This is a genomic window from Streptomyces erythrochromogenes (genome assembly GCF_040684695.1).
Taxonomy (GTDB): domain Bacteria; phylum Actinomycetota; class Actinomycetes; order Streptomycetales; family Streptomycetaceae; genus Streptomyces; species Streptomyces erythrochromogenes_C.
This window is the reverse complement of the sequence record NZ_JBFBGM010000012.1, coordinates 121,966-147,812: the sequence shown is the minus strand read 5'-3', so window position 1 is coordinate 147,812 and position 25,847 is coordinate 121,966. Positions and strand designations below refer to the sequence as shown.

General features: G+C 72.8%; 25 protein-coding genes. 12 read left to right on the top strand and 13 right to left on the bottom strand.

Annotated elements, in window-relative coordinates:
• The 5 genes from AB0O53_RS19665 to mce all read right to left on the bottom strand — a co-directional run bounded on the left by AB0O53_RS19665 (position 1) and on the right by mce (position 8,204).
• Positions 1-777, bottom strand: a complete 777-nt coding sequence (locus AB0O53_RS19665; protein ID WP_350988402.1) for a DUF2705 family protein — start codon at positions 775-777, stop codon at positions 1-3.
• 2 nt (positions 778-779) lie between these two features.
• A complete protein-coding gene (locus AB0O53_RS19660; protein WP_350987877.1) occupies positions 780-1,793 on the bottom strand; it encodes an ABC transporter ATP-binding protein in 1,014 nt (337 codons plus the stop codon).
• 100 nt (positions 1,794-1,893) lie between these two features.
• Entirely contained in the window at positions 1,894-2,832 is a 939-nt protein-coding gene (locus AB0O53_RS19655) for a coiled-coil domain-containing protein (protein ID WP_030660359.1), read from the bottom strand.
• A gap of 196 nt (positions 2,833-3,028) precedes the next feature.
• Positions 3,029-7,585, bottom strand: coding sequence for a polarized growth protein Scy (gene scy / locus AB0O53_RS19650; protein ID WP_350987876.1), 4,557 nt, complete (start codon positions 7,583-7,585; stop codon positions 3,029-3,031).
• Positions 7,586-7,775: 190 nt separating this feature from the next.
• The gene (mce, locus tag AB0O53_RS19645) at positions 7,776-8,204 is read right to left on the bottom strand and encodes a methylmalonyl-CoA epimerase (RefSeq protein WP_030964226.1); all 429 of its coding nucleotides are present in this window, start codon (positions 8,202-8,204) and stop codon (positions 7,776-7,778) included.
• A gap of 135 nt (positions 8,205-8,339) precedes the next feature.
• On the opposite strand from mce, the gene AB0O53_RS19640 reads away from it, so the two are divergent.
• Together AB0O53_RS19640 and meaB are read left to right on the top strand one after the other, a co-directional pair.
• Complete coding sequence (locus AB0O53_RS19640) at positions 8,340-9,539, top strand: acetyl-CoA C-acetyltransferase (protein ID WP_350987875.1); 1,200 nt, start codon at positions 8,340-8,342, stop codon at positions 9,537-9,539.
• 77 nt (positions 9,540-9,616) lie between these two features.
• Positions 9,617-10,579: a methylmalonyl Co-A mutase-associated GTPase MeaB gene (gene meaB / locus AB0O53_RS19635; protein ID WP_136232524.1), complete on the top strand. Its 963-nt coding sequence runs from the start codon at positions 9,617-9,619 to the stop codon at positions 10,577-10,579.
• Positions 10,580-10,621: 42 nt separating this feature from the next.
• Here meaB and AB0O53_RS19630 read toward each other — a convergent pair whose 3' ends face one another.
• The 5 genes from AB0O53_RS19630 to AB0O53_RS19610 all read right to left on the bottom strand — a co-directional run bounded on the left by AB0O53_RS19630 (position 10,622) and on the right by AB0O53_RS19610 (position 13,956).
• Entirely contained in the window at positions 10,622-11,188 is a 567-nt protein-coding gene (locus tag AB0O53_RS19630; protein ID WP_350987874.1) for a PepSY domain-containing protein, read from the bottom strand.
• Positions 11,189-11,304: 116 nt separating this feature from the next.
• The gene (locus tag AB0O53_RS19625; RefSeq protein ID WP_359120489.1) at positions 11,305-11,781 is read right to left on the bottom strand and encodes a MarR family winged helix-turn-helix transcriptional regulator; all 477 of its coding nucleotides are present in this window, start codon (positions 11,779-11,781) and stop codon (positions 11,305-11,307) included.
• A 71-nt stretch (positions 11,782-11,852) separates the two neighbouring features.
• Positions 11,853-12,653, bottom strand: coding sequence for an AIM24 family protein (locus AB0O53_RS19620; protein WP_365197117.1), 801 nt, complete (start codon positions 12,651-12,653; stop codon positions 11,853-11,855).
• 14 nt (positions 12,654-12,667) lie between these two features.
• On the bottom strand, positions 12,668-13,318 hold the full coding sequence (locus tag AB0O53_RS19615) for an AIM24 family protein (protein ID WP_031148323.1): 651 nt from the start codon (positions 13,316-13,318) through the stop codon (positions 12,668-12,670).
• Positions 13,318-13,956 (bottom strand): AIM24 family protein, encoded by a 639-nt coding sequence (locus AB0O53_RS19610; RefSeq protein ID WP_031148325.1) that lies wholly within the window; start codon positions 13,954-13,956, stop codon positions 13,318-13,320. Before AB0O53_RS19610 ends, AB0O53_RS19615 begins: the two co-directional genes overlap by 1 nt.
• Before the next feature lie 199 nt (positions 13,957-14,155).
• Between AB0O53_RS19610 and AB0O53_RS19605 the strand changes: the two genes are divergently transcribed.
• From AB0O53_RS19605 to AB0O53_RS19585, 5 genes are all read left to right on the top strand, one after another.
• Positions 14,156-14,500, top strand: a complete 345-nt coding sequence (locus AB0O53_RS19605; RefSeq protein ID WP_350987873.1) for a DUF3817 domain-containing protein — start codon at positions 14,156-14,158, stop codon at positions 14,498-14,500.
• Positions 14,497-14,796 (top strand): MTH1187 family thiamine-binding protein, encoded by a 300-nt coding sequence (locus tag AB0O53_RS19600; protein ID WP_350987872.1) that lies wholly within the window; start codon positions 14,497-14,499, stop codon positions 14,794-14,796. Before AB0O53_RS19605 ends, AB0O53_RS19600 begins: the two co-directional genes overlap by 4 nt.
• A gap of 567 nt (positions 14,797-15,363) precedes the next feature.
• The gene (locus AB0O53_RS19595; protein ID WP_350987871.1) at positions 15,364-16,062 is read left to right on the top strand and encodes a hypothetical protein; all 699 of its coding nucleotides are present in this window, start codon (positions 15,364-15,366) and stop codon (positions 16,060-16,062) included.
• Positions 16,059-16,748 (top strand): DUF4166 domain-containing protein, encoded by a 690-nt coding sequence (locus tag AB0O53_RS19590; protein ID WP_350987870.1) that lies wholly within the window; start codon positions 16,059-16,061, stop codon positions 16,746-16,748. The genes AB0O53_RS19595 and AB0O53_RS19590 overlap by 4 nt, the downstream gene beginning before the upstream one ends.
• Positions 16,745-17,377, top strand: coding sequence for a TetR/AcrR family transcriptional regulator (locus AB0O53_RS19585; RefSeq protein ID WP_350987869.1), 633 nt, complete (start codon positions 16,745-16,747; stop codon positions 17,375-17,377). Before AB0O53_RS19590 ends, AB0O53_RS19585 begins: the two co-directional genes overlap by 4 nt.
• An 11-nt stretch (positions 17,378-17,388) precedes the next feature.
• On the opposite strand, the gene AB0O53_RS19580 is transcribed toward AB0O53_RS19585, so the two are convergent.
• Positions 17,389-18,447: a glycoside hydrolase family 6 protein gene (locus AB0O53_RS19580; protein WP_350987868.1), complete on the bottom strand. Its 1,059-nt coding sequence runs from the start codon at positions 18,445-18,447 to the stop codon at positions 17,389-17,391.
• A 210-nt stretch (positions 18,448-18,657) separates the two neighbouring features.
• Positions 18,658-19,653, bottom strand: a complete 996-nt coding sequence (locus AB0O53_RS19575) for an ArsR/SmtB family transcription factor (protein WP_350987867.1) — start codon at positions 19,651-19,653, stop codon at positions 18,658-18,660.
• Positions 19,654-19,754: 101 nt separating this feature from the next.
• Between AB0O53_RS19575 and AB0O53_RS19570 the strand changes: the two genes are divergently transcribed.
• The 4 genes from AB0O53_RS19570 to icmA all read left to right on the top strand — a co-directional run bounded on the left by AB0O53_RS19570 (position 19,755) and on the right by icmA (position 23,719).
• A complete protein-coding gene (locus AB0O53_RS19570; RefSeq protein ID WP_403140007.1) occupies positions 19,755-21,008 on the top strand; it encodes an MFS transporter in 1,254 nt (417 codons plus the stop codon).
• Between the two features lie 20 nt (positions 21,009-21,028).
• Entirely contained in the window at positions 21,029-21,538 is a 510-nt protein-coding gene (locus AB0O53_RS19565; RefSeq protein ID WP_030853700.1) for a MarR family winged helix-turn-helix transcriptional regulator, read from the top strand.
• Positions 21,539-21,601: 63 nt separating this feature from the next.
• The gene (locus AB0O53_RS19560; protein WP_350987866.1) at positions 21,602-21,931 is read left to right on the top strand and encodes a DUF3817 domain-containing protein; all 330 of its coding nucleotides are present in this window, start codon (positions 21,602-21,604) and stop codon (positions 21,929-21,931) included.
• 87 nt (positions 21,932-22,018) lie between these two features.
• On the top strand, positions 22,019-23,719 hold the full coding sequence (gene icmA / locus AB0O53_RS19555; protein WP_350987865.1) for a coenzyme B12-dependent isobutyryl-CoA mutase large subunit: 1,701 nt from the start codon (positions 22,019-22,021) through the stop codon (positions 23,717-23,719).
• Positions 23,720-23,872: 153 nt separating this feature from the next.
• Here icmA and AB0O53_RS19550 read toward each other — a convergent pair whose 3' ends face one another.
• Positions 23,873-24,493 carry a TetR/AcrR family transcriptional regulator gene (locus AB0O53_RS19550; RefSeq protein WP_350987864.1) on the bottom strand — a complete coding sequence of 207 codons (621 nt, stop codon included), beginning with the start codon at positions 24,491-24,493 and terminating at the stop codon, positions 23,873-23,875.
• A gap of 251 nt (positions 24,494-24,744) precedes the next feature.
• On the opposite strand from AB0O53_RS19550, the gene AB0O53_RS19545 reads away from it, so the two are divergent.
• Positions 24,745-25,746, top strand: coding sequence for a tetratricopeptide repeat protein (locus AB0O53_RS19545; protein WP_350987863.1), 1,002 nt, complete (start codon positions 24,745-24,747; stop codon positions 25,744-25,746).
• The last annotated feature ends 101 nt before the right edge of the window (positions 25,747-25,847 follow it).

Here is a 25,847-nt window from a genome sequence, read left to right as displayed (position 1 = left end):
TCAGGCGTCCCTCCTGCTGAGGACGAGGTAGCCCCCGAGTACCGCGGCGGCCGCCCACAGGGCCATGATCCCGAGGCCGCCCCACGGGCCGTAGGGGGCGTCGGAGGAGCCGGCCGGGGAGGACACGGTCTGCATGATCGCGGATCCCGCCTGGTCGGGCAGGTAGTCGGCGATCTTGCGAGTGGCGTCGACCAGGTTGAGGACGATGGACAGGATCAGGACGAAGCTGATCAGGATCGCGATCGCGGCGGCGGTGTTGCGCAGCATCATCGACACACCCATGGCGAACACCGCGAGCAGTGCCATGTACAGGCCGACGCCGATCACCGCGCGCAGGACGTTCTCCCCGCCGAGCGTGGTGCGGTGCCCGCCGAGGAGGGCCTGGCCGAGGAAGAAGGACAGGAATCCGGTCGCGAGGCCGACCACCAGTGCGAGGGCGGTCGCCACGGTGAGCTTCCCCAGCAGCAGGGAGCCGCGGACCGGCACGGCGGCGAGGGAGCTGCGGATCATGCCGGTGCTGTACTCGCTGCCGACCACCATGGCCCCGAAGACGAGCACCGCCAGCTGCCCGAAGAGCATCCCCGAGAAGCTCACCTGGGTGGGGTCGAAGGCGACCCGCTGCGGCTCCGGCATGGAGTCGAAGGTCGCGTTGACCGCGGCGCACAGACCGGCGCCGATGCCGACGGTCACCAGGAAGGCGGTGGCGAGCGTCCAGCTGGTGGAGGCCACGGTGCGGATCTTGGTCCACTCGGACGTGAGGACGGCGGAGAAGGCCATGGTCACTGCCCGCCCTTGCGCGTGGAGTCGGCGGCTCGGAAGCCGGCGCCCCAGGCGGGGACGTCGGCCGGCCGGGCCGGGTTGTCGGTGGCCGCGCCGGGCGCGCCCGGCGCGTGGGCGTGGTACTCGACGGAGTCCGCCGTCATGCGCATGAACGCTTCCTCCAGTGAGGCCCGTTGCGGGCTGAGTTCGTGCAGCACGATCCGGTGCCGGGCGGCCAGCTCGCCGAGCTGCTCCGCGCCCACCCCGTCGATCTCCAGCGTGCCGGTGGCGAGGACGGCGACGGCGTCGATCCCGGCCTCGTGCAGGACGTCTTTCAGCCGCTCCTGCTGCGGCGACCGCATCCGGACGTAAGTGCGGGAGTTCTGCTGAATGAAATCAGCCATAGTGGTATCGGCCAGAAGTCGACCCTGTCCGATGACGATCAAATGGTCCGCGGTGAGCGCCATTTCGCTCATCAGATGGGAGGACACGAAGATCGTGCGCCCCTCCCCGGCCAGGCCCTTCATCAGATTGCGGATCCAGAGAATTCCCTCGGGATCCAGACCGTTGACCGGCTCGTCGAACATGAGGATCTGCGGATCACCCAGCAATGCGGAGGCGATTCCCAGCCGTTGGCCCATGCCCAGCGAAAATCCTTTGGACTTCTTCCTGGCCACGGGCGTCAGCCCGACCAGGTCCAGCACCTCGGCGACCCGGCTCCGCGGGATGCCGTTCGACTGGGCCAGGCAGAGCAGGTTGTTGTAGGCGCTGCGGCCGCCGTGCATGGCCTTCGCGTCCAGCAGCGCCCCGACGTGCTTCAGTGGTTCCCGTAACTCCCGGTAGCGCTTGCCGTAGATGCGGACCGCACCACTGGTGGGGTTGTCGAGGTCGAGCATCATGCGCATCGTCGTGGACTTGCCCGCCCCGTTGGGGCCGAGGAAGCCCGTCACCACCCCCGGTTTGACCTGGAAGCTGAGGTTGTCGACCGCTGTCTTCGAACCGAATCGTTTGGTGATTCCATCGAGCTCGATCATGCGGCCACGCTAGAACGCCCGAGGGCCCTACGCCACCTCAAGTGGGTGACATAGGGCCCTCGATCAGGCTCAATGGCTACCTGCGGGTCATGCTCCGTGGTCAGCGGCTCTGCTGCGCCGGCACGCCGCGGGTGACCGGCTCGTCGTCGACGATCGGGTTGGCAGCCGCCACGGCCGCGCCGGTGAGCGTCGCCAGCATCTCGCGGACGTTGGTCAGCTGCGCGTTGATCGAGTCGCGGCGGTTGGTGAGCGCCGCCAGCTCGCGCTCGGACTCGCTGCGGATGCGGTCGGCCTTGGCGTTCGCATCGGCCACGATGTCCTCGGCCTGGCGCTGCGCGGTCTCCACGGTCTGGCGGGCCCGGCGCTCGGCGTCCGTACGCAGCTTCTCGGCCTCCAGGCGCAGCTGCTCGGCGCGGTGCTCGATCTCCGCGAGGCGCTTCTCGGCCTTGGCCTGGCGGGAGGCCAGGTCGCGCTCCGACTGCTCGCGGCGCTTGGCCAGGTTGGTCTCGAAGTCCGCGGCGGCCTGGGCGGCCTTGGCACGGGTCTCCTCGAAGAGGGCGTCGGCCTCCTCGCGCTTGGAGGCCGCGTCCTTCTGGGCCTCGGCGCGCAGGGTGGCGGCGTCGCCCTTGGCCTTCTCGACGATGCGGACGCCCTCGTCCTCCGCCTTCGACTTGCGGTCGGCCGCGAACGACTCGGCGTCGTTGCGCACCTGCTGGGCGGCCGACTCGGCGAGCTCACGGTGCTGCTCGGCCGCGCGACGGGCCTCCTCGCGCAGGTCCTTCGCCTCCTCCTCGGCCAGCCGCAGGATCTTCTCGACCCGGGCGCCGAGACCCGCGTACGACGGCTCCGCGTCGTTCACCTGGGCCTGGGCGTTCTGCGTCTCGAGGTGCAGCTCCTCGATCCGCTTTTCCAGAGAGTTGATACGTCCAAGGGCGCTGTCGCGGTCGGAGACCAGCTTGGTAATGCGGTCGTCCACCTGACCGCGGTCATAACCACGCCGCACGAGCTCGAAGCCGAAGGGGGAGGAAGTGTCGCTCATGGGGTTCCTGTCGAATGAGACCGATGAGGTGCTACGTGAGGTGTTAAGGGGAATCCTAGGCGCCCAGACGGCGTGTCATCGAGTCAATCCACGTTTGATCTGGACAATGACACCCCTTTTGAGTGGCAAGGCGGCGGAATGCTTGTCACCCGTTCGCCTGAACCTTCATCAGGTGCGCACATCCCGGACCGCTTGGCTACCCCTCCGACGACTTGCCACCCGAACGAGTGGAACCTGCGGACACTCCGGCCTTGGCGCCCCCTGAGCCCTGGCCGCCGACCGTGGGCTTTCCGCCACCCGAAGGGGCCTCGAATGATTCCAACGCCTCAAGAACGTCCTGGACACGGGAGATCTCCCCCTGAATGTCCTGCCGCCTACGGACCAGGACCTCCAGCTCGCGGCGGCCCTCCTCGACGAGGCGCTCGGCCTCCGCCTGGGCCTCCGACAGGACCTTCTCGGCCTCCCGGGACAGCTCGGCCTTCTTCTGCTCGGCCTCCTTGAGCAGCGCCTCCGCCTTGCGGACCGCCGCGATGCGCACCTTGCTCGCCTCGCTGCTCGCGTCCGACAGCAGCTCCTTGGCCTTGGCCTCGGCCTCGACGCTCTGCTCGGTCGCCGCGCGCACCAGCTTGTCCACGCGCTCGCCGGCCGACTTCATCTGCTCGGCCGACTCCCGGCGGGCCCGCTCGTGGAGCTCCTCGACCTCGCCCTCGACGCGGCCCCGCAGCTCCTCCGCCCGCTCCCTTATGGCGGCGGCGTCCGTGCGCGCGCCGACCAGCAGCTCGTTGGCGTCCGTACGGGCCTTCTCCACCAGGGAGTTGCCCTCGACGGTCGCCTCCGAGGTGATCCGTGCCGCCTCCTTGCGGGCCGCGTCGACCATCGCGTCGGCCTGCTCCTCCGCCGCCGTGGTGGCGGCGAGGGCCTGCTGCTGCGCGTCGGCGGTGAGGCTGTCGGCCTCGGTGGCCGCCTCGGTGATGAGCCGGTCGACCTGCTCCGCGGCCTCGCTGCGGCGCTTGTTCGCCTCCTCGCGGGCCTCGTCCAGCAGCCGCTCGGACTCCGTACGGGCCTCCGCGCGGGTGCGCTCGGCCGCGGCGGCGGCCTCCGCCTTGACCCGCTCGGCCTCCGACCGGGTGCGGGTCGCGTGCTCCTGCGCCGAGGACAGCGCCTCCGAGGCGTCGGCGCGCAGCCGCTCCGCCTCGGACGCCGCCTCGCCGACCGTGCGCTCGTTGTCCTTGCGGGTCTGCTCGGTGAGCTTGTCCGCCTCGGACGCCGCCTCGGTGATGAGCCGGTCCGCCTGCTCGGCCGCCTCGCTGCGCAGCCGGTTGGCCTCGGCGCGCGCCTCGTCCAGCGTCTGCTCGGCCTCCCGCTCGGCGCCGGCCAGGGTCTCGCCCGCCGCCGCCGTGACGCGGTCCGCCTCCGCGGTGGCCTCGCCGACGATCCGGCCGCCCTCCGCACGGGCGTCGTCCAGGACCCGGGCCGCGTCGGCGCGCAGCCGCTCGGCCTCGGCCGCGGCCTCGCCGACCGTGGCCTCGTTGGCCACACGGGTCTCGTCGATGAGCCGGTCGCCCTCGGCGCGCGAGTCGACCATGATCTTCGCGGCGTCCCGCTCGGCGCTCGCCAGCGTCTCGGCCGCCTGCGACTTCAGCCGTGCCGCCTGGGTGGTGAGGCGCTCGGCCTCCGTCGCGGCCTCGCCCACGGTGGCCGCGTTCGCGGCGCGGGTCTCCTCGATGAGGCGGTCCGCCTCCGCCGAGGCCTCGGTGATGAGCCGGTCGACCTGCTCGGCGGCCTCGGTACGCAGCCGGTTGCCCTCGGCCCGGGCCTCGTCCAGCGTCGACGCGGCCTCGGTACGGGTCGCCTCTGCGGCCTCCGCCGCCTCGGTGGTGATCCGGTCGGCCTCCGCCCGGGCGTCGGCGACCGTCGCCTCGTTCGCCGCGCGGGTCTCCTCGGTGATGCGCGCGGCCTCGGCCGCGGCCTCGGCCGTGATCAGCGCGCCCTCGGAGCGCGAGGTCTCCAGGGACTCCGCGGCCTCGCCGCGGATGCGGTTCGCGTCGTCGCGGGCGTCGGCCCGGGTACGGGCGGCATCCCGCTCGGACGCGGCCAGCGCGTCCGTGGCCTCGGTGCGCAGCCGCTGCGCGTACTCGGCGGTGTCGGCGCGCAGCTGCTCCGCCTCGGCGATCGCCTCGCCGACGGTCCGCTCCGCCAGGGCCTTCGCCGCGTCCGTCTCCGCGCGCGCCTCGGTCCGGATGCGGCCCGCGTCCTCGGCGGCCCGCTCCCGCTCCGCGTGGGCGTCGGCCCGGACCCGGGCGGCCTCTTCCTCGGCCTCCGACTTCGTACGCTCCGCCACGTGCTCGGCGGCGCTGCGCAGCCCGGCGATCTCCTCCTCGGCCTGCTCGTGCAGCCCGGCCACGGAGTCGCGCACCTGCTGGGCGGTGGCCTCGGCCGCCGACACCAGCTCGGACGCGCGGTTCTCGGCCTCCTCGGTCAGGCGGGCCGCCTCGGCCTGCGCCTCCTCCGAGCGGCGGCGGGCCGCGGCCAGCAGCTCCTCGCTCTGCTCGCGGGCCTGTGCCCGCTCCTGGTCGGCGTCCGTCCGGGCCGACGAGAGGGTCTCCTCGGACTCCCGGCGGCGCCGGGCGGCCTCCTCCTGGGCGGCGGCCAGCGCCTCGGCGGCCTCCTCGGCGACCCGTTCCGCAGCCGCCTTCGCCTCAGCGCGCAGCCGGTCCGCGGTCTCCTGGGCCTCGGAGCGCACCCGCTCCGCCTCGGCCTCGGCCTCGCCGCGCAGCCGTACGGCGACCTGCTCGGCCTCCGCGCGCACCCGGCCGGCGTCCTGCGCCGCCTCCGTGCGCAGCTGGTCGGCCTCGGCCTCCGACTGCGTCTGGAGCGTGCGGATGCGCTCCGCCGACTCGGCGCGCAGCCGGTCGTTCTCCTCGGACGTCTCGCGGCGGATGTTCTCCGCCGCGACGCGCGCGTCGCGCAGGGTCTGCTCGGCCGTGGTCAGCCGGCTCTCGGCCTCCGTGTGCAGGCGTACGAGCTCCTCGTCGGCCTCCGTCCGCTTCGCGGCCAGGGCCTGCTCGGTCTCCTCGCGCCGCGCCCGGGCCGCCGCGTCCGCCTCGGCGCGGACCGACTCGGCCTGCTCCTCGGCCTCGCCGCGCAGCCGCTCGGCCTCGGCGCGGGTGCGCTCCAGCGTCTCCTCGGCCTGCTTGCGCAGGGTGCCGGCCCGCTCGACGGCCTCGGCGCGGACCCGCTCGCTCTCGGTGGTGGCCCCGCCGCGCAGTTCGTCCGCGTCCGACTTGGCCTTGCCGAGCAGCTCCTCGGCGGTCTTGGCCGCCTCCTCGATCTGCTGGACCGCCTCGCGGCGGGCCTCGCCGCGGATCCGCTCGCCCTCGGCGACGGCCTCCGCGCGCAGCTGCTCGGCCTCGCCGCGCAGCCGGCGGGCCTCCTCCTGGAGCTCGACCGTGCGGGCCCGGTACTCCTCGGTGTCGTCCTTGGCGGCGCCCTTGAGCTCGTCCGCCGTCGCCGCGGCCTGCAGGCGCAGCCGGTCGGCCTCGGCCTCGGCCTCGCGGCGGATCCGCTCGGCCTCCTCGGACGCGGCGCGGGTGGTGGCCCGGGCGTCCTCCGAGGCCTTGTTCAGTACGTCCTCCGCCGTGCGGGCGGCCTTCGCCAGCTGCGCGGCCATGTCCTCGGCCGCGGCCGTACGGGCCTGCTCGCCGGCCTCGGTGCGCTGCCGCTCGGCGTCCGCGCGGGCGTCGGCGAGGGCCTGCTCCGCCTCGGCCTTGAGGTGTTCGGCCTCCTTGGTGGCCTCCCCGACCAGCCGGGCGACCTGCTCCTTGGCGGTGCGGGTGCGCTGCTCGTTGACGGACTCCGCCGACGCGAGCTGGCGCGCCGCGCTCTCCTTGGCCTCCGCGAGGACCTTCTCGGCCTCGGCGCGGGCGTCGCGCAGCGCGGAGTCGGCCTCCTGCACGCGGGATTCGGCGATCCGGCCGAGGTCCAGGGTCTGCTGCCGGGTCTGCTCGGCCTCGGCGGAGCTGGTGGAACGCAGCCGCTCGGCGTGCTGGGTGGCCTCCTGAGCCTGCGTGGAGGCGGCCGTCAGCAGACGTTCGGCCTCCTTGCGGGCGCGCAGCAGCGTGGACTCGGCCTCCGTGCGGGCGGCCTCGGCGTCGGAGGCCATCCGGCGCCGGGTCTCCTCGGCGACCCGGGCGGCCTCGGCGCGGGCCGCGTTCAGGGACTGCTCGGCCTCGGCGCGGGACTCCTCCATGAGGCGGCGCGCCTGGGCCTCGGTCCGGGCGCGCAGCTGCTCCGCCCAGGCCACGTTCTCGTTGACGTGCGCCTCGACGGTCTGGCGGCGCTCGTTGAGCTCCTGGTCCAGCCGCTGGCGACGGTTGACGGCCTCGCTGTGCAGCTCGGCCTGCAGACGCGCCTGGTGCTCGGCGTGCTCCTGGAGGATGCGCTGGGTCTGGGCCCGGGCGTCGCGCAGCTCGCGCTCGGCGTCGGAGCGCATCTGGTCGGCCTGGATCTGGGCATTGCGGAGCAGTTGCTCCGCCTGGTACCCCATGTCCGCACCGTCGTAGGCAGGACGGGACGCGAGGGCCCGGCGTACCTCGTGGAGCTTGGCGCGCAGCACCTCGACCTGGTATCCCAGGTCCTCAGCGTGCTGGACGGCCTTCCCGCGCTCCTTCTTCAGCCGCTCCATCTCGGCCTCGAAGCGCGAGAGATGGTCGGCCTCGGCCTGATGGCTCTCCTGGCTTTCGTAGCCCCGCACAGCGCGGTCCCATCCGTCCCCTGGTCGCAAGCTCACTCCCAATGAGCATCGCTCGCCCGCTGAACGACGCCCCCGGGGGAATGGTGTCAGATACCGGGGCAGGGGTCACAGGCCCCGACCCTCTCCGCACCGAACCCCGGCCGAGCCATGGCCACTCTACCGGCCGGGGAATCGGGCCATCAGTGGTCCATCAATGGTCGGGGTTCGAGGTGACCAGTTCGGTGAGGACTCCGTGGCAGTCCTTGGGGTGCAGGAACGTGATCGAGGAGCCCATCGAACCGGTGCGGGGCTGGTCGTAGAGGACGCGGACGCCCTTGCCGCGGATGGCCTCCGAGTCGCCCAGGACGTCCTCGGTGCCGAAGGCGATGTGGTGCACGCCCTCGCCGTTCTTGGCCAGCCACTTGCCCACCGCGGAGTCCTCGCGGGTGGGCTCCAGGAGCTGGATGTAGGAGGCGCCGCCGTCGGAGGTTTCGTTGATCTTCAACATGGCCTCGCGGACACCCTGCTCCTCGTTGACCTCGGTGTGGAACACCTCGAAGCCGTACGTGGCACGGTAGAACTCGACAGTCTTGTCCAGGTCGAAGCAGGCGATCCCGATGTGGTCGATTCTTGTCAGCATGGGGACAGTGCACCGCCGAAGGGGGTCGTCACGCAACGTGCGCGCGATCACACCGGCAGCCCGGTGACCGCTGCGGTACCGCCCAGTACATTCACGTAAACCCTCGTTCACTCCTCATCCAAGGGGCTGTGCCTCATGTCCGGATCGAACAACACCACTTCCGTGATCGTCGCCGGGGCCCGCACGCCCATGGGGCGGCTGCTCGGCTCGCTGAAGTCCTTCTCGGGTGCCGACCTCGGCGGCTTCGCCATCAAGTCCGCGCTGGAGCGGGCCGGGATCTCCGGCGACCAGGTCCAGTACGTGATCATGGGCCAGGTGCTCCAGGCCGGCGCGGGCCAGATCCCCGCCCGCCAGGCGGCGGTCAAGGCCGGCATCCCGATGAACGTGCCGGCCCTGACCATCAACAAGGTCTGCCTCTCGGGCCTGGACGCGATCGCGCTGGCCGACCAGCTGATCCGCGCGGGTGAGTTCGACATCGTGGTCGCGGGCGGCCAGGAGTCGATGACCAACGCCCCGCACCTGCTGCCGAAGTCCCGCGAGGGCTACAAGTACGGTGCGGTCGAGATGTTGGACGCGATGGCCTACGACGGCCTCACCGACGCCTTCGAGAACATCGCGATGGGCGAGTCCACCGAGAAGCACAACACCCGCCTGGGCATCGAGCGCGCCCCGCAGGACGCGTTTGCCGCGGCCTCCCACCAGCGCGCGGCCGCGGCCCAGAAGAACGGTGTCTTCGAGGCCGAGATCACCCCGGTCGAGATCCCGCAGCGCAAGGGCGACCCGGTGATCTTCTCGGCGGACGAGGGCATCCGCCCCGAGACCACGGTGGAGTCGCTCGGCAAGCTGCGTCCCGCCTTCGCCAAGGACGGCACGATCACGGCCGGCACCTCCTCGCAGATCAGCGACGGCGCGGCCGCCGTGGTCGTGATGAGCAAGGCCAAGGCGGAGGAGCTCGGCCTGGAGTGGATCGCGGAGATCGGCGCCCACGGCAATGTGGCCGGCCCGGACAACTCGCTCCAGTCGCAGCCGTCGAACGCGATCCTGCACGCCCTGAAGAAGGAGGGCCTGGAGGTCTCCGACCTGGACCTCATCGAGATCAACGAGGCCTTCGCCGCGGTCGCCGTGCAGTCAATGAAGGACCTGGGCGTGACCCCGGAAAAGGTGAACGTCAACGGCGGTGCCATCGCCCTGGGCCACCCGATCGGCATGTCCGGCGCCCGCGTCGTGCTGCACCTTGCGCTGGAGCTCAAGCGCCGCGGCGGCGGGGTCGGCGCGGCCGCGCTGTGCGGTGGCGGCGGCCAGGGCGACGCCCTGATCGTCCGCGTCGCGAAGTAGGCGGTACGGCCGCTGGGCCCGCACCCGGCCCGGCGGCCCGCACGTATCCCGTACGAGAACCGAGGAGCGCAGCACGTATGACGGCGGTGGACGTCCCCCAGCTGGTGGCCCAGGCGCGGGAGGGCCGGCCGAGAGCGGTGGCCCGGCTGATCTCGCTGGTCGAGGGGGCGTCCCCGCAGCTGCGCGAGGTGATGGCCGCGCTGGCCCCGCTGACGGGCGGGGCGTACGTGGTGGGTCTGACGGGCTCGCCCGGCGTGGGCAAGTCGACCTCGACCTCGGCGCTGGTGTCCGCGTACCGCCGGGCCGGCAAGCGGGTGGGCGTCCTGGCCGTCGACCCGTCCTCGCCCTTCTCGGGCGGCGCGCTGCTCGGTGACCGGGTCCGGATGTCCGACCACGCCTCGGACCCGGGGGTCTACATCCGCTCCATGGCCACCCGCGGCCACCTGGGCGGGCTCGCCTGGGCCGCCCCGCAGGCGATCCGGGTGCTGGACGCGGCCGGCTGCGACGTGATCCTGGTCGAGACGGTCGGGGTCGGGCAATCGGAGGTGGAGATCGCCTCGCAGGCGGACACCTCGGTGGTGCTGCTGGCTCCCGGGATGGGCGACGGGATCCAGGCCGCGAAGGCCGGGATCCTGGAGATCGGCGACGTGTACGTGGTCAACAAGGCCGACCGGGACGGCGCGGACGCGACCGCCCGGGAGCTGAACCACATGCTGGGGCTGGGGGAGGCGCGCGGCCGGGACGACTGGCGGCCGCCGATCGTGAAGACGGTCGCGGCCCGCGGCCAGGGCATCGACGAGGTCGTCGAGGCGCTGGAGAAGCACCGCGCGTGGATGGACGAGCGCGGGGTGCTCGCCGAGCGGCGGGCGGCGCGGGCCGCCCGGGAGGTCGAGACGATCGCCGTCACCGCGCTGCGGGCCCGGATGGCGGACGTCCACGGCGACGCGCACCTCGGCGCACTGGCCGCCAGGGTCGCCGAGGGCGAGCTGGACCCGTACGCGGCGGCCGACGCCCTCCTGGCGACCCTGACGGAGGCCTGACCCGCCGCCTGCCGGCGAGGCCGGCAGGCGGCGGGTGCCGCCTCAGTTGTCGTCGTCCCCGTCGTTGCCCGAGTCGGAGTCGGAGCCGGACTGGGTGACCTTGCCCGTGGCGGGGTCGACCTGGGCGTCCCAGGTCTTGCCGTCCTTGCCCTTGACCTCGACGTGCCAGGAGGCGGTGCCGTCGTCGTCGTCCCATTCGACGGTCGTGACCTGCCCGGGGTGGGCGGCCAGTGCCGCCTTCATCGCCTGCTCGGCGGTGACCTTGGCGCTGGTGAGGGCCTTGTTCTCGGCGGCGTTCTCGTCGTCGTCCCGGTTCTGCTGGGTGACCGCGCCGCTCGCGGAGACTTCGAGCTCGGCGTGGCCCTTGCCGTCCTTGCTGATCACGTCGACGTGCCAGACGGTGCCGTCCAGGTCGAGGGACTCCACGACGCCCGGGTAGTGCTTCAGGGCTGCCGCGGCCGCCTCCTGGGCGGTCACCTGGGCCGGTACGGCGGCGGTCGCCGCGGCCGTTCTCGCCGTGTCGGCGGTGGCCGCTGCCGCGACCGCCACCGGACCTCCGGTCATCAGGACGACGGCCGCGGCCGCGGAGACGTACAGGGTGCGCTTCATGGCGGGACCTCCTCAGGCCGGCCGTTGCGCGCACGGTTGCCCGGCGGCGGCCGGCAGCGGGCGGACACCGCCCATTGTCCGGCCCGCCGCCCGCAGGGGCGCGCCGAGCGCCCCGCTCAGACCTTGCCGCGGGTGTCGCGCAGGTGCTCCGCGACCGGGGTCAGCGAGGCGCGCAGCGCCGCCAGGGCCTCCGGCGGGAGCAGGTCGATGAAGTGCTGGCGGACGGACGCCACGTGGTGCGGGGCGACCTTGCGCATCGTCTCCATGCCCTCGTCCGTGAGCACCGCGTACAGGCCGCGGCGGTCGGACTCGCAGTTGACCCGGCGGACCAGGCCCGCCGCCTCCATGCGCGTGATCTGGTGCGACAGCCGGCTCTTGGACTGCAGGGTGGCCGTCGCGAGATCGCTCATGCGCATCCGGTGGTCCTGCGACTCCGAGAGGTTCACGAGGATCTCGTAGTCGTTGTTGGTGAGTCCGAAGGGCTGGAGATCCTTTTCCAGCTGGTGCATGAGCAGCCTGCTGACGTCCAGGTGGGTGCGCCAGGCGCACTGCTCCGCGTCGGTGAGCCAGCGCGTGGCCGTCTCGGTCTCCATGGTCTCCATGAATGAACTCTACCTAAAAAGTTGAATTGCGTACAAAGGTCGAAGGTCCCGACGTCCGGTCGTCACAGCCCCAGGCGGCGCTGGAGGTCGCCCAGCTGGCCCGGCATCCGCGGCACGCCCACCTGTCCCAGGGGTCCCTGGCCGGCGCCCGGCACGCCCTGCGCGTTGCCCGTGGCCGCCCCGGCGCCGACCGCGCCGATCGCCTGCTCGGCCATCAGCATCTCCGAGGACTGCAGCAGCACCGTCCCCGCTCCGACGAACTCGAACTGGTGTTCCTCGCCCGAGGTGCCGCCGATGCCGGTCAGCGAGCGCAGTCCGCCCATGACGCCGGACATGTAGCCGTGATCGTAATGGTGACAGGGGGACGGGCAGTCCGCCCAGCCGACGAGCGCCTGGGGGTCCACGCGCAGCGGCGGCTCCATGAACACCACCGGCCCGTTGGAGGCCGCCACGAACTTGCCGGTCCCGATCAGCGTCAGGAAGCCCGGGACGATCGACTGCTTCAGGGCGAGGGAGGGCTGGTAGGCCAGCAGGTTGCCCGAGCGGATCGTCAGGTTGCCGTCGTCCAGGTCGTAGGAGTTCACGTCGAAGGCCCGGTCGGCCAGCAGCATCTTGCCCTGGCCCTCGGCGACCACCCAGTCGCTGGCGTGCAGCGGGGAGTGGAAGCTGGTGCGCAGCAGGCGGTCGAAGCGGCCGTTGCCGATGCCGTTGAACTCGATGCGCCCGTAGTACGAGATCATCTTGCCCTTCTGCAGGAACCACTGGCTCCCCTTGAGCTCCACGCAGAAGGTGTAGGCGTTCACGTTGTCGTCGGAGGGCAGCGTGTGCGGGTCGAAGACCGTCGGGCCGCCGGGCCCGGCCATCACGGGGCCAAAGTTCACAGCTTCTCCTCGGAGGCCTGTACGTACACCGCGCCCTGGCCGGACAGTTCCAGCTGGAACGCCTCGCCCGAGCCGCGCCCCACCATGTCCCGCCAGCCGAGGGCGGTGGAGAGCTTGTTCCTGACGTCCCCGTGGTGGGCCACGTAGGCCTGCGGGTCCACGTGGACCGGCCGGTTCGGGGTGATGGGGAGTTCGATGACCCCGCCATGGGCCATCACGGCGACCGAGCCGTGGCCCTTGAGGGTGGTGGTGAACAGGCCCTGGCCGCTCACCTGGCCGCGGACCATGCCCATGACCCCGCCCTGCGAGCCCATGAACATCGTGCCCTGCTGGAGGGTTCCGTCGAAGGCGAGCAGCCGGTCCGCCTCCACGTAGAGGGTCTCGCCGGTGAGGTTGATCACCTGGATGTGGTGGCCGCCGTGGCCGAACATCACGGTGCCGCTGCCCTCGACCGTCATCAGCGGGGTCTGCTCGTTCGCCACGCGGCGCCCGATCATGCCCATGACCCCGCCCTGACCGCCGGTCAGGCTCGGGGTGAAGGAGACGTCGCCGCGGTACGCGAGCATCGCGCCGCGCTGGCTGAACATCCTCTGGCCCGGGACGACCTGGGCCTCGACCATCTTGGAGTTGATCTCGCGGAACGGCATCAGATGTCGCCCCCGACGGTGTTGCGCTCGCTCGGCTGCACGTAGACCAGGCCCTCGCCCTCGAAGCGGATCTGGAACGCCTCGCCGGAGCCCTCGCCGATCAGCGTGCGGAAGGTCACACCGGACTGGAAGGACTGCTGGAGGTTGCCGGTGTGCGCGATGTACGCCCCCGGGTCGACGGACAGCGGGTACTGGGCGCTCACGCGCAGCACGACGGCCGGACCGTCGGAGACGATCGCCGCCTGGCCCGAGCCCTCGACCGTCGTGGTGAACAGACCGTTGCCCGTCGAGGCGCCGCGCAGGCCGGTGAAGGTGGTGCCGGTGCGCAGGCCGGCGTCGGTGCACAGCAGGTTGCTGGACTCGACGTAGAGCTTCTCGCCGCGCAGATTGACCAGATTGATCTCACTTGCGCGGTCGGCGAAGAAGCAGGTGCCGTGCCCCTGCACCTCCATCACCGTCATCTGTTCGCCGGTCAGCCGGCGGGTCACCATCCCGCGGAGGCCTTCGCCACCGCCGGACATCTTCTTGAAGGCCATCTGCCCGTCGTACGCGACCATGGAGCCGTTCTTCGCTTTCACGGCGTCCCCGGTCAGGTCGACGGCCAGCACCTTGCTGCCTTGGAGTCGGAACTGAGCCACGGGATGACGTTATCGGCAGCGGGCGGACCCGAACAGAGTCCCGTGGCCGGATATATGACACACCCGGGCGTTTGGGAGCGATCCCGGTGCGGTCCGGCCCGTGCCGGGAGGGGGGTGCCGGGGGAGGGGCCGGGTCAAGATCCCGTAAAGCGGCTGAGACACTGGGGGCGACCCTGGCCTCCACCCCCGAAGGTTCCACGTGGACATCAAGACCGCCTCCGCCCTGCACCGCCTGCGCCTCGTCTCCGTCCCGGAGGCGCTGTCGTTCCCGGCCCTGCTGATCTTCGGCTCGCTGCTGAGCCGGATCTCGGACATCGACTACCTGTTGCTGCCGCTGGGTCTGCTGCACGCGTTCCTGTTCATGGTCTACGCGGTCCTGCTGCTGGACGTCTGGTACAAGGCGAAGTGGCCCTTCAAGAAGGTCGTGTTCTTCTTCGTCCTCGCGGTGGTGCCCCTGGGCGGCCTGTACGGGGACAAGGTGCTCAAGCGGGAAGAGGCGGACAGCGTGGTGGCGGCCCGCGCCCGTGAGGCGGCCCAGGCATGATCGTCGCGTTCTCGGTGACCCCGCTCGGGGTCGGTGAAGAGGTCGGGGAGTACGTCGCCGACGCCGTCCGCGTGGTCCGCGAGTCCGGGCTGCCCAACCGCACCGACGCGATGTTCACCACCATCGAGGGCGACTCCTGGGACGAGGTCATGGATGTCGTCCGGCGCGCGGTCGCGGCGGTCGAGGAGCGGGCGCCGCGGGTGTCCGTCATCATCAAGGCCGACATCCGCCCGGGCGTCACCGACGGCATCACCTCGAAGGTCGAGACGGTGGAGCGCCACCTCGCGCAGGGCTGAACCGCCCGCCCCCGCAACTCCGAAGCGCCCCTGGCCCAGCCGGCCGGGGGCGCTTTCGCATGCCGTACCCCTGCCGGGGGCTCAGCAGTGTCCCTGCAGGGGGGCTTCGTGGGGTACGGGTCTTGCCGGTGTCGGGGGGTGGGGTGTTGCCCCGCACGAGGGTCTCCTCGGCTCGGCGGGTGCGGGCATGTCGCGGCCGGGCGGCCCGGGTTGCGCGCTCGTCCTGCGGGGACCCTCCTGCGTGTCCCCGCCCCACGCCGACGCCCCGGAAGTGCACCGGGGCCGAGGGGAGCGGGGTCGTGGCGGGGTGTCCCCGCAGGACGAGCGCGCGACCACCGCCCGACAGCCGAGACGTGCCCGCACGCGCCGAGCCGAGGAGACACCCCGGCGGCGGCCCCGCTCCCCGACCAGACCGGCGGGGCCCCGCCATTTCAGCCTCGCCGGCGACGGGCAGCGCCCGGACCGGCCCCGCCCCGCCGGAGCGAGCCCGCGGGTTGAGCGATCGCTCAAATTGCCCTACTGTCCCGGTTGAGCGATCGCTCAAAACGCGGGAGCGGGGGTGGGGGCATGAGCCTGTACGTCGAGACGTTCGTGCGGGCCGGGATGGACGCGCTGTGGGAACGCAGCCAGGACCCGGCCCTGCACCGGCGGTGGGACCTGAGGTTCACCTCCATCGACCACCTCCCGCGGTCCGAGGACGAGCCGCAGCGGTTCCGGTACGCGACCCGCGTACTGCCCTTCGTCTGTGTCGACGGGACCGGCGTCTCCGCGGGGGAGCGCCGCCGGCCCGACGGGACCAGGGTGTCGGCCCTGCGGTTCGCCTCGGACCATCCGCTGTCCCTGCTCGCGGAGGGCAGCGGGTACTGGCGCTACGTCCCCGACGGCGACGGGATCCGCTTCCTCACCGGCTACGACTACCGGCCCCGCTGGGGCCGCTTCGGAGCGGCGGCCGACCGGTTCCTCTTCCGGCCCCTCATGGGCTGGGCCACCGCCTGGTCCTTCGACAGGCTGCGGCTGTGGTGCGAACGCGGGACCCCGCCGGGCCTCGCCCTCGCCCGGGCCCTCGGCGAGAGCGCCCTGCGCGCCCTGCTGTCCGCGGCCGCGCTGCTGTACGCCCCCGCGGCCCCGGCCCTGCTCGTCGTGGCCGCGGCGGTCCTGCTGCCGCCGCTGCCCGGAACCCCGGCCGCGCGCCGCTGCCTGCGCACCCCGCCCGGCCGCACCCCGGCCGCCGCACCCCGCCTGCTCAGCACCCTGGAGCCGTCATGACCTCCATCTTCCGCACCCACATGGGCGCCGATTTCGACCGCCTCCACCCCCAGATCCAGCGCCGGTTCTCGGTCGGGCTGGAGAGCCGGGAGGGCTGCGTCGGCCGCGGCACCATGGAACGCATATGGCACGGCGGCAGCTTCGTGAAGCCCTTCCTCCGGCTCGGCGGGATGCGCAACATCCTGGTGCCGCGCGAGGGCCGCGACGTCCCCTTCGTCATCGAGAACCTCCCGTACCTCGACTCCTTCGGCCGGGAGACCGTCACCTTCGTGCGGACCTTCCACCTGCCCGACGGGCCGCACCGGTTCGACGCCACGATGGTCCACAGCCCCGAACGCCACTGTGTCCTCGACTACCTGGGCACCCACCAGCACCTCGCCAGCGACCTGCACCTGAGCGCCGAGCCCGACGGCTCGCTGCTCATCCGCTCCGGCGAGCACCGCTTCCGCGAGGGGCCGGTCGACGTCCGCGTCCCCGACCTCATCGGCGGCGACGCCGAGGTACGGGAGTCCTTCGACGACGCCACCGGCCGGTTCCGGATCCGGGTGCGCGTGGTCAACCGCCGCTTCGGGCCGCTCTTCGGGTACGAGGGCTCCTTCACCGCGAGCTACTTCGACGCCCGCGAACGGTGGGCGACCGGGCTCTGCGGCGACCTGCGGCCGGTCCGCGAGGAGGCCCGGGCATGAGCGCGGCCACCAAGGAGAAGCTCCTCGAAGGGGCCCTGCGCACGCTCGTCGAGCAGGGCATCGCGAAAGTCTCGGCCCGCAGCATCGCGGCCACCGCAGGGGTCGGCCAGGGGCTGATCTTCTACCACTTCGGCTCCGTCGACGAACTGCTCGCCGCCGCCTGCCGGTACGGGGCCGAGCAGCGGGTGGCCCGCTACCGCGACCGGCTCGCGGGGCTGGGCAGCCTCACGGAACTGCTGGAGTTCGCCCGCGCGATGCACGCCGAGGAGCGGGAGGCCGGGCACGTCGCCGTGCTCGGGCAGCTGCTTGCCGCCGGGCAGAACTCGCCCGCCCTCGCCGCCGCCACCGCCGACGGGCTCGGCCTGTGGATCGAGGAACTGGAGGCGGTGCTCACCCGGCTGCTCGCGGCGACCCCGCTGGACGGGTTCGCCGACCCCGCGGGGCTCGCCCGGGCCACCGCCGCCTCCTTCGTCGGCATCGAGCTGTACGAGGCGGTGGACCCGCAGGGCGCCGGCCGGGCGTTCGACGCCCTGGAGCAACTCGCCGGACTGGCCGCGGTGCTGGAGGGCCTGGGCCCCCTGAGCCAGCGCGCGGTACGCCACGGCCTGCGCCGCGGCACCCGCGCCTGACGCTCCCGGGCCTACGGGGTGTCCCGCGCGCGGCGGGCCAGGCCGAGGGCCTGCTCGGGCCACCAGGTGCCGGCCGCCGGGCCGCCGCGGCAGGTCCCGTCGGACTCGCCCGGCCGCTTCACCCAGAGGTACGCGTCGACGAGCGGGTCCCCGGTCCGGTCGGTCGGCGGCGTGCCGAGGGCGCGGCCCGGCGGATTGCAGGAGGCCCGCTCACGGTCGCCCGGCAGGGCCCCCGCACCGTTGCGGCCGGTGTCGACGACGAAGTGCCGGCCGCCCACCGCCCGGGAGAGTTCCGCACCGTAGGCCCGGACGGCCGCGTCCGGCCGGAAGCCGGAGACGTTGAGGGCGAAGCCGTCCGCGCGGTCGACGCCCGCCTCGCGGAGGGGGCCGGCGAGGTCCGCCGGATCACGGATCCACCCCGGATCGCCGGCGTCCAGATAGACCTTCGTGTTCCGGTTCTTCTTGAGCCGGTCGACCGCTTCGGAGAGCAGCCTCAAGCGCTCGGCGCGCTGTTCGGCGCGCACGCAGCCGTCTGCGACGTGTGCCACGGCGTGCGGCTCCAGCACGACGAGGGCCCTGGCATCGCCGACGGCATCGGCGAAGGCACCGATCCAGGCCCGGTAGGCGCGGGCGTCGGCGGCGCCCCCGGCGGGCAGCTGCCCGCAGTCGCGGTGCGGGATGTTGTGCGCCGCGAGCACCAGGGTCCGCCCGGCGGCCTTCGCGGCCGCGCGGGCCCGGCGGACGGCCGGGCCGGGATCACCGGGCCGCCCCCACAGGGCGACCGGCCGGTCCGCGATCCGGCGCAGGACCTGGGCGTCGGCGTAGCGGCCCGTCGCCTCCCAGGCCGCGACCTGCCGGGCGGCCTCGCTGTTCGGGTCCACCCAGAAAGCGGACTCGCCCTCGGCGGCGGCCGGTCCGGCGGCCGGGGAGGCCGCCCCCGGGCCGGCGGCGGGACCGCGCGGCCCGGGCTCCGGTGCGGTGGAGCAGGCGGGGGCTGCCGCGAGCAGCAGGAGGAGGCCGAGGACGGCGGCGGGCCTGGGGCGGCGCGGCCTGGGAGCGGCGGGTGGCATCCGGATTCCTCGCGACGAAGGGTCGGGCGGCGGACCGTGAGGCGGTGACGCGGTGAGGCGGTGACGCGGTGAGGCGGTGACGTGGTGAGGCGGTGACGTGGTGAGGCGGTGACGTGGTGACGTGGTCAGGATGTACGACCGGAATATGGTGACATGACGGACAGTCGGCTCGGCCGCGCGACACCACCACCGCGGCACGGCCCGCACCGGTCAGCCGGTGGCGTCCCCCGTGGTGAGGGCGATGGCCAGAGGGGTGCGTTCGTAGAGCACCTGGTGGCCCCGGCGGGCGGAGATGAGCAGGCCCGCCGCGTGCAGGACCCCCAGGTGCGCCGAGACGGTGGAGGGGGCCAGACCGAGGCGGTGGGCCAGGGCCGTGGTGGACGCCGGCTCGTCCAGCGCGCACAGCACGTCCGCCCGGGCCCGGCCCAGCAGCCGGGCCAGCGCGGTCGGGGTGTCCTCGCCCGCCGGGGTCCACAGGGCGCCGATGCCGCGGGCCGGATAGACGACGGTCGGCTGCCAGGGCGGATCGAAGCCGCCCGCGATCTGCGGCCAGACGAAGGCGCTCGGCATGAGCAGCAGCCCCTGGCCGCCCAGGACCCGGTCGTGGTGACTGGGCCGCTCGATGGTGAGGGTCAGCGACGCCGCGTCCCAGGAGAGGCCGGGGTGCAGGCCGTCGAAGAGCGACTCCAGCCCCCCGGCGGCCAGCCGCCGGGTGTGGAAGAGGATGTCCGCCTCCAACAGCGCCCGCAGCCGCGGCCAGTGCGGCTCGATCAGCACGCCCCAGGCCCGCTCCAGCAGATCGGCCAGCTCCCGCACCGACCGCGCCGGATCCGCGAGCAGGGCCCGGCCCAGGTCGCTGTCGAGCGCGCCCGGCGTGCAGGCCAGCGACCTGCGCATGTCCTCGCGCGCCGCCGCCGGGTCGGCCGCGCGGATCACCGCGAGCTCCTCCTCGAAGGAGACGCCCGGCCCGCTCGGCGGCGGGCTGATGAAGTCGGTGCTGTGCCCCCGGCGCGGCATCAGCAGCCACAGCGGCCGCAGGTCCAGCCCGTCCGCGGCGGCCCGGATCCGCCGGAGCCACGGCAGGTGGTAGCCCTGCCGGTCCGGGCGGCTCAGGGTGCGGATCGCCTCCTGCGTCTCCCAGGCCGGCGACAGCGCGAACCGGCACCGCAGCAGATCCGCGTGCCCGAAGCGATGGTGCAGCCCCATACCGCCACCCCACCCTTCCCGCGCGCGCCGACCGCCCCGCCGGACATTCGTCCGGAGCCGAATCTCTACGCCGGCCAGCCTAGGCCCCCGACGCTGCCGTCATGGCAACCGTCACCCCGGCCCCGGCCGAAGCGGGCTCCGCCGGCTACCTCACCGTCTTCCGGACCCCCGAGTTCCCCGCCGTCTTCGCCGCGCACCTGATGTCCGTACTCGGCCTCGTCGTCGCCGAGATCTCCCTCTCCGTCCTCGTCTACCGCCTCACCGGCTCGCCCCTGATGAGCGCGCTCACCTTCGCCCTCGGCTTCCTCCCGTACGCCCTCGGCGGCACCCTCCTCGCCGGCGTCGCCGACCGCCGCCCCGCCCGCCGGGTGCTCGTCACCTGCGACCTCCTCTGCGCGGCCTGCGCCGCGGCCATGGTGCTGCCCGCCACCCCCGTCGCCGCGCTCCTCGTCCTGCGCTGCGCGATGGCCTTCGTCGCCCCCCTCTTCCAGGGCACGCGCAACGCCTCCCTCCCCGACATCCTCGGCTCCGGCGACGCCTACGTCCTGGGCCGCTCGCTGCTGCGCATGGTCGCCCAGAGCGCCCAGCTCATCGGCTTCGGCCTCGGCGGGCTGCTGCTCACCGTCCTCGCCCCGCGCGCCGCCATCGCGCTGACCGCCGCAGGCTTCCTCGGCTCGGCCCTCCTGCTGCGACTGGGCACCCGGGCCCGGCCCGCACGGACGGCCGTCCGCACCTCCCCGCTCGCCGGGATGCGGGCAGTCCTGGGCCGGCGCCGGCTGCGGGCGCTCACCCTCCTGTTCTGGCTGCCGCCCGTCTTCCTCGTCGTACCCGAGGCGCTGCTCGCCGCGTACGCCGACGGCATCGGCGCCGGAACCGCCGTCCTCGGCCTGATGATGTGCGCCATGCCCGTCGGCACCCTCGCCGGCGAGCTCTGGGCCGGCTCCGCGCTCAGCGCGCGGACGCGCTCGCGGATCGTCGCCCCGCTCGCCGCCGCCGGGCTCCTGCCGTTCCTCCTCTACGCCGGCCGGCCGGGCGTGCCCCTCGCCCTGCTCGCGCTGCTGCTCGCCGGGCTGGCCCACGCCTACACCCTGGGGCTGGACCAGTGGTACGTCGACGCCGTCCCCGACGAGCTGCGCGGCCGGGCCATGACCCTGCTCAGCACCGGCCTGATGACCCTCCAGGGAGCCGGCATGGCCCTGGCCGGAATCGCGGCCGAGTTCTTCCCGGTGCACGTGGTCGTCACCGGGTCCGGGGTGCTCGGCACCGCCGTCGTCCTGGTGCTCCTGGCCGAACTCCGGTCCGCCGTCCGGCAGGAGGAGCGACTGAGGGATGAGACGGCCCGCGCCGCGAAGTGACCTCCCGGTAGGGTCGGGGCGTGCCCAAGCCGCTCAGCCTTCCCTTCGACCCCATCGCCCGCGCCGACGAGCTCTGGCAGCAGCGCTGGGGGCCCGTGCCCTCGATGGCCGCGATCACCTCGATCATGCGCGCCCACCAGATCCTGCTCGGCGAGGTCGACGCGGTCGTCAAGCCGTACGGGCTGACCTTCGCGCGGTACGAGGCGCTGGTGCTGCTCACCTTCTCCAAGGCGGGCGAACTGCCGATGTCGAAGATCGGCGAGAGGCTGATGGTCCACCCGACCTCGGTGACCAACACCGTCGACCGGCTGGTGCGGTCCGGGCTGGTCGCCAAGCGCCCCAACCCGAACGACGGCCGCGGCACCCTCGCCTCCATCACGGAGAAGGGCCGCGAGGTCGTCGAGGCCGCCACCAAGGACCTGATGGCGATCGACTTCGGCCTCGGCGCGTACGACGCCGAGGAGTGCGGGGAGATCTTCGCCCTGCTCCGCCCGCTGCGGGTGGCCGCCGCCGACTTCGACGAGTCCTGAGCCCGTCCCGCGAGACCGGGCCCGCGTCAAGATCGAGCAAAACGGACGGTTAGGCTCGTCCGCATGAAACGAAGCGTGCTGACCCGCTACCGCGTCATGGCCTACGTGACCGCGGTCATGCTCCTGATCCTCTGCGCCTGCATGGTGGCGAAGTACGGCTTCGACACCGGTGCCGACCTCACCTTCGTGGTGTCGCAGACCCACGGTGTGCTCTTCATGATCTACCTGGTCTTCGCCTTCGACCTGGGCTCCAAGGCGAAGTGGCCCTTCGGCAAGCTGCTGTGGGTGCTCGTGTCGGGCACCATCCCGCTGGCCGCCTTCTTCGTCGAGCGGGGCATCCGCGCCGAGGTGGAGCCGCTGATCAGCGACTCGCCGGCGACCGCGAACGCCTGACGACGAGGCGAGCGTCACCCACCCCCGGGACGACTCCCGGGGGTTTCCCATCGACATTTACTAGGACGTCCTAGTAAATTCGTGGGTATGGACGCTGACGCCATCGAGGAGGGCCGCCGCCGCTGGCAGGCCCGTTATGACAAGGCCCGCAAGCGCGAGGCAGACTTCACCACGCTCTCGGGCGACGAGGTCGAGCCGGTCTACGGCCCCCGGCCCGGCGACGCCTACGAGGGCTTCGAGCGGATCGGCTGGCCGGGGGAGTACCCGTACACGCGCGGCCTGCACGCCACCGGCTACCGCGGCCGGACCTGGACCATCCGCCAGTTCGCCGGCTTCGGCAACGCCGAGCAGACGAACGAGCGCTACAAGATGATCCTGGCCGCCGGCGGCGGCGGGCTCTCCGTCGCCTTCGACATGCCGACCCTCATGGGCCGCGACTCCGACGACCCCCGCTCCCTCGGCGAGGTCGGCCACTGCGGCGTCGCCATCGACTCCGCCGCCGACATGGAGGTCCTCTTCAAGGACATCCCCCTCGGCGACGTCACCACGTCCATGACCATCTCGGGCCCCGCCGTGCCCGCCTTCTGCATGTACCTCGTCGCCGCCGAGCGCCAGGGCGTGGACCCCGCCGTCCTGAACGGCACGCTCCAGACCGACATCTTCAAGGAGTACATCGCCCAGAAGGAGTGGCTCTTCGAACCCGAGCCGCACCTGCGCCTCATCGGCGACCTCATGGAGTACTGCGCGAAGGGCATCCCGGCCTACAAGCCGCTGTCCGTCTCCGGCTACCACATCCGCGAGGCCGGGGCCACGGCCGCGCAGGAGCTCGCCTACACCCTCGCCGACGGCTTCGGCTACGTCGAGCTGGGCCTCTCCCGCGGCCTGGACGTCGACCACTTCGCCTCCGGGCTCTCCTTCTTCTTCGACGCGCACCTCGACTTCTTCGAGGAGATCGCCAAGTTCCGCGCGGCCCGCCGGATCTGGGCGCGCTGGATGAAGGAGGTCTACGGGGCCAAGAGCGAGAAGTCGATGTGGCTGCGCTTCCACACGCAGACCGCCGGCGTCTCCCTCACCGCGCAGCAGCCGTACAACAACGTCGTGCGCACCGCGGTGGAGGCCCTCGCGGCCGTCCTGGGCGGCACCAACTCGCTGCACACCAACGCCCTCGACGAGACCCTCGCGCTGCCGAGCGAGCAGGCGGCCGAGATCGCCCTGCGCACCCAGCAGGTGCTGATGGAGGAGACCGGCGTCGCCAACGTGGCGGACCCCCTCGGCGGCTCCTGGTTCGTCGAGCAGCTCACCGACCGCATCGAGGCCGACGCCGAGCGGATCTTCGAGCAGATCAAGGAGCGCGGCCTGCGCGCCCACCCCGACGGGCAGCACCCCATCGGGCCGATCACCTCGGGCATCCTGCGCGGCATCGAGGACGGCTGGTTCACCGGCGAGATCGCCGAGTCGGCCTTCCAGTACCAGCGCTCCCTGGAGAAGGGCGACAAGCGGGTCGTCGGCGTCAACGTCCACCACGGTTCGGTCACCGGTGACCTGGAGATCCTGCGGGTCAGCCACGAGGTGGAGCGCGAGCAGGTCCGCGTCCTCGCCGACCGCAAGGGCCGCCGCGACGACGCCAAGGTCGCCGCGTCCCTGAAGGACATGCTGGACGCGGCCCGCGACGGGTCGAACATGATCCCCGCCATGCTGGACGCGGTGCGCGCCGAGGCCACGCTGGGCGAGATCTGCAACACCCTGCGCGACGAGTGGGGCACCTACACGGAGCCCCCGGGCTTCTAGGGGGTGTCCCCTCCCCGGGCCCGGCCCGGGGAACGCGTGGAAGGCCGGTCACGGCGCCCGTACGGTGGCGCCGTGACCGGCCTTGCCGTTACGCCGAAATGGCCGCGCTCGCGGCCGCCGGCCCGGCGGATCCGCCGGAGGTCCGGGGGCGGCTCAGGCCGCGGCCGGGCCGCGCAGGCCGTGCATCAGGAGGGCGGTGAAGGTGGTCACCCAGAGTTCGTCCACCGGCTCGGAGCTCACCAGGGCGCGGTGCACCACGGTGCCCGCGATCACGTCGAAGATCAGGTCCGTGGTCCGGCCCGCGAGGAACTCGTCCTCCTCGTAGGGGAGTTCGCCGCGGGCCTGGGCGCGTTCGCGACCCAGTACGACGAGACGTTTCTGCCGGTCCACGATCGCGGAGCGGATCCGGTCGCGCAGCGCCTCGTCCCGGGTGGACTCGGACACGACCGCCATCAGGGCCGTACGGGCTTCGGGGCGCCGCAGCAGCTCCGCGAAGCGCAGCACCACGTACTCGATGTCGGCTTCCAGGGAACCCCGGTCGGGCAGTTCGAGCGAGTCGAAGAGCTCCGCGACCGCGTCCACGACCAGCTCGCTCTTGCCCGCCCAGCGCCGGTAGAGGGTGGTCTTGGCGACGCCCGCGCGGGCCGAGACGTCGCCCATCGTCAGCTTCGACCAGCCCAGCTCGACCAGTGCGTCCCGGGTGGCGGCGAGGATGGCGGCGTCCGCGGCCGCGCTGCGGGGGCGACCGGTGCGGCCGGGGCTGGGGTTGCGCATGGCCGAGACCATACCCGTCGGTAGCCGAACGGGCCGCTGTGGTTCAGATCACGGCCGCCGCGGGGGCGCGCAGGGCCCTCGGGAGAGTTACGCTACGGCTCGTAGCGTAAGAGCGACAACCACGCGAAGAGCTACGGGCGCCAGGTGGGGACCCGGCGCCGCCCAAGCAACACGATCGCGGCGGATGCGACGGCACGGTCAATTCGCGCGATCTTTTTCGTCGGCACGCGCACACGGGGGAGGATGTACGCATGCAGCCCAGAAACATGTCCATGAGCGGCGTCGTCGACCTCGCCGCGGTGAAGGCGGCCGGCGAGGCCAAGGCCAAGGCCGAGCAGGCCCGCGCCGAAGCGGCGCGACAGGCGGCTCAGGGTGGCGGGACCGGTCCGGCCGCCGGTGCCGTCCCGCCCTCGGCCCTCGTCTTCGACGTCGACGAGGCCGGTTTTGAACGCGACGTGCTCCAGCTTTCCGCCGAGGTCCCGGTCGTCCTGGACTTCTGGGCCGAGTGGTGCCAGCCGTGCAAGCAGCTCAGCCCGCTCCTGGAGCGACTGACCGCCGAGGCGAACGGCCGCATCGTGCTGGCCAAGGTGGACGTCGACGCCAACCAGATGCTGATGCAGCAGTTCCAGATCCAGGGCATCCCGGCCGTCTTCGCCGTGGTCGCCGGTCAGGTGCTGCCGCTCTTCCAGGGCGTCGCCCCCGAGCAGCAGATCCGCGACACCCTCGCCCAGCTGGTCCAGGTGGCCGAGGAGCGCTTCGGGATCATCGGTCTCGAGGTCGACCCGAACGCCGAGGGCGCCGCCGCCGACTCCGCCCCGGCCGAAGTCCCGGCCGGTCCGCACGACGCGCTGCTGGAGGCGGCCGTCGTCGCACTCGACGCCGGTGACCTCGGCGGCGCGGTGCAGGCGTACAAGAACGTGCTCGCGGACGACCCCGGCAACACCGAGGCCAAGCTGGGCCTGGCCCAGGCCGAGCTGCTCGCCCGCGTGCAGCACATGAACCCGCAAGCGGTGCGGGCGGCCGCCGCCGAGAACCCGCGCGACCCGGCGGCGCAGATCGCCGCGGCCGACCTCGACCTGGTCGGAGGTCACGTGGAGGACGCCTTCGGCCGCCTCGTCGACACCGTGAAGGTCACGTTCGGTGACGACCGGGATGCGGTGCGGCTGCGGCTGCTGGAACTGTTCGAGGTCATCGGCGCCGACGACCCGAGGGTGTCGGCGGCGCGGACGGCGCTGGCCCGGGTGCTCTTCTAGAGCGGCTCCCGAGCCGCTCCGGTGCGGCTCCGCAGCCGCTCCGCGCCGGTCCCGGGAGGTGTCCCGGACGCCGTCGGGCGGCCGCCGATTTGTTGACACGT

Excerpts from the sequence above, each read along its gene's own strand:
- AB0O53_RS19665 (WP_350988402.1), bottom strand. The coding sequence starts at position 777 with ATGGCCTTCTCCGCCGTCCTCACGTCCGAGTGGACCAAGATCCGCACC.
- AB0O53_RS19660 (WP_350987877.1), bottom strand. The coding sequence starts at position 1,793 with ATGATCGAGCTCGATGGAATCACCAAACGATTCGGTTCGAAGACAGCG.
- AB0O53_RS19655 (WP_030660359.1), bottom strand. The coding sequence starts at position 2,832 with ATGAGCGACACTTCCTCCCCCTTCGGCTTCGAGCTCGTGCGGCGTGGT.
- mce (WP_030964226.1), bottom strand. The coding sequence starts at position 8,204 with ATGCTGACAAGAATCGACCACATCGGGATCGCCTGCTTCGACCTGGAC.
- AB0O53_RS19640 (WP_350987875.1), top strand. The coding sequence starts at position 8,340 with ATGTCCGGATCGAACAACACCACTTCCGTGATCGTCGCCGGGGCCCGC.
- meaB (WP_136232524.1), top strand. The coding sequence starts at position 9,617 with ATGACGGCGGTGGACGTCCCCCAGCTGGTGGCCCAGGCGCGGGAGGGC.
- AB0O53_RS19630 (WP_350987874.1), bottom strand. The coding sequence starts at position 11,188 with ATGAAGCGCACCCTGTACGTCTCCGCGGCCGCGGCCGTCGTCCTGATG.
- AB0O53_RS19625 (WP_359120489.1), bottom strand. The coding sequence starts at position 11,781 with ATGGAGACCGAGACGGCCACGCGCTGGCTCACCGACGCGGAGCAGTGC.
- AB0O53_RS19620 (WP_365197117.1), bottom strand. The coding sequence starts at position 12,653 with ATGGCCGGGCCCGGCGGCCCGACGGTCTTCGACCCGCACACGCTGCCC.
- AB0O53_RS19615 (WP_031148323.1), bottom strand. The coding sequence starts at position 13,318 with ATGCCGTTCCGCGAGATCAACTCCAAGATGGTCGAGGCCCAGGTCGTC.
- AB0O53_RS19600 (WP_350987872.1), top strand. The coding sequence starts at position 14,497 with ATGATCGTCGCGTTCTCGGTGACCCCGCTCGGGGTCGGTGAAGAGGTC.
- AB0O53_RS19595 (WP_350987871.1), top strand. The coding sequence starts at position 15,364 with ATGAGCCTGTACGTCGAGACGTTCGTGCGGGCCGGGATGGACGCGCTG.
- AB0O53_RS19590 (WP_350987870.1), top strand. The coding sequence starts at position 16,059 with ATGACCTCCATCTTCCGCACCCACATGGGCGCCGATTTCGACCGCCTC.
- AB0O53_RS19585 (WP_350987869.1), top strand. The coding sequence starts at position 16,745 with ATGAGCGCGGCCACCAAGGAGAAGCTCCTCGAAGGGGCCCTGCGCACG.
- AB0O53_RS19580 (WP_350987868.1), bottom strand. The coding sequence starts at position 18,447 with ATGCCACCCGCCGCTCCCAGGCCGCGCCGCCCCAGGCCCGCCGCCGTC.
- AB0O53_RS19575 (WP_350987867.1), bottom strand. The coding sequence starts at position 19,653 with ATGGGGCTGCACCATCGCTTCGGGCACGCGGATCTGCTGCGGTGCCGG.
- AB0O53_RS19570 (WP_403140007.1), top strand. The coding sequence starts at position 19,755 with ATGGCAACCGTCACCCCGGCCCCGGCCGAAGCGGGCTCCGCCGGCTAC.
- AB0O53_RS19560 (WP_350987866.1), top strand. The coding sequence starts at position 21,602 with ATGAAACGAAGCGTGCTGACCCGCTACCGCGTCATGGCCTACGTGACC.
- icmA (WP_350987865.1), top strand. The coding sequence starts at position 22,019 with ATGGACGCTGACGCCATCGAGGAGGGCCGCCGCCGCTGGCAGGCCCGT.
- AB0O53_RS19550 (WP_350987864.1), bottom strand. The coding sequence starts at position 24,493 with ATGCGCAACCCCAGCCCCGGCCGCACCGGTCGCCCCCGCAGCGCGGCC.
- AB0O53_RS19545 (WP_350987863.1), top strand. The coding sequence starts at position 24,745 with ATGCAGCCCAGAAACATGTCCATGAGCGGCGTCGTCGACCTCGCCGCG.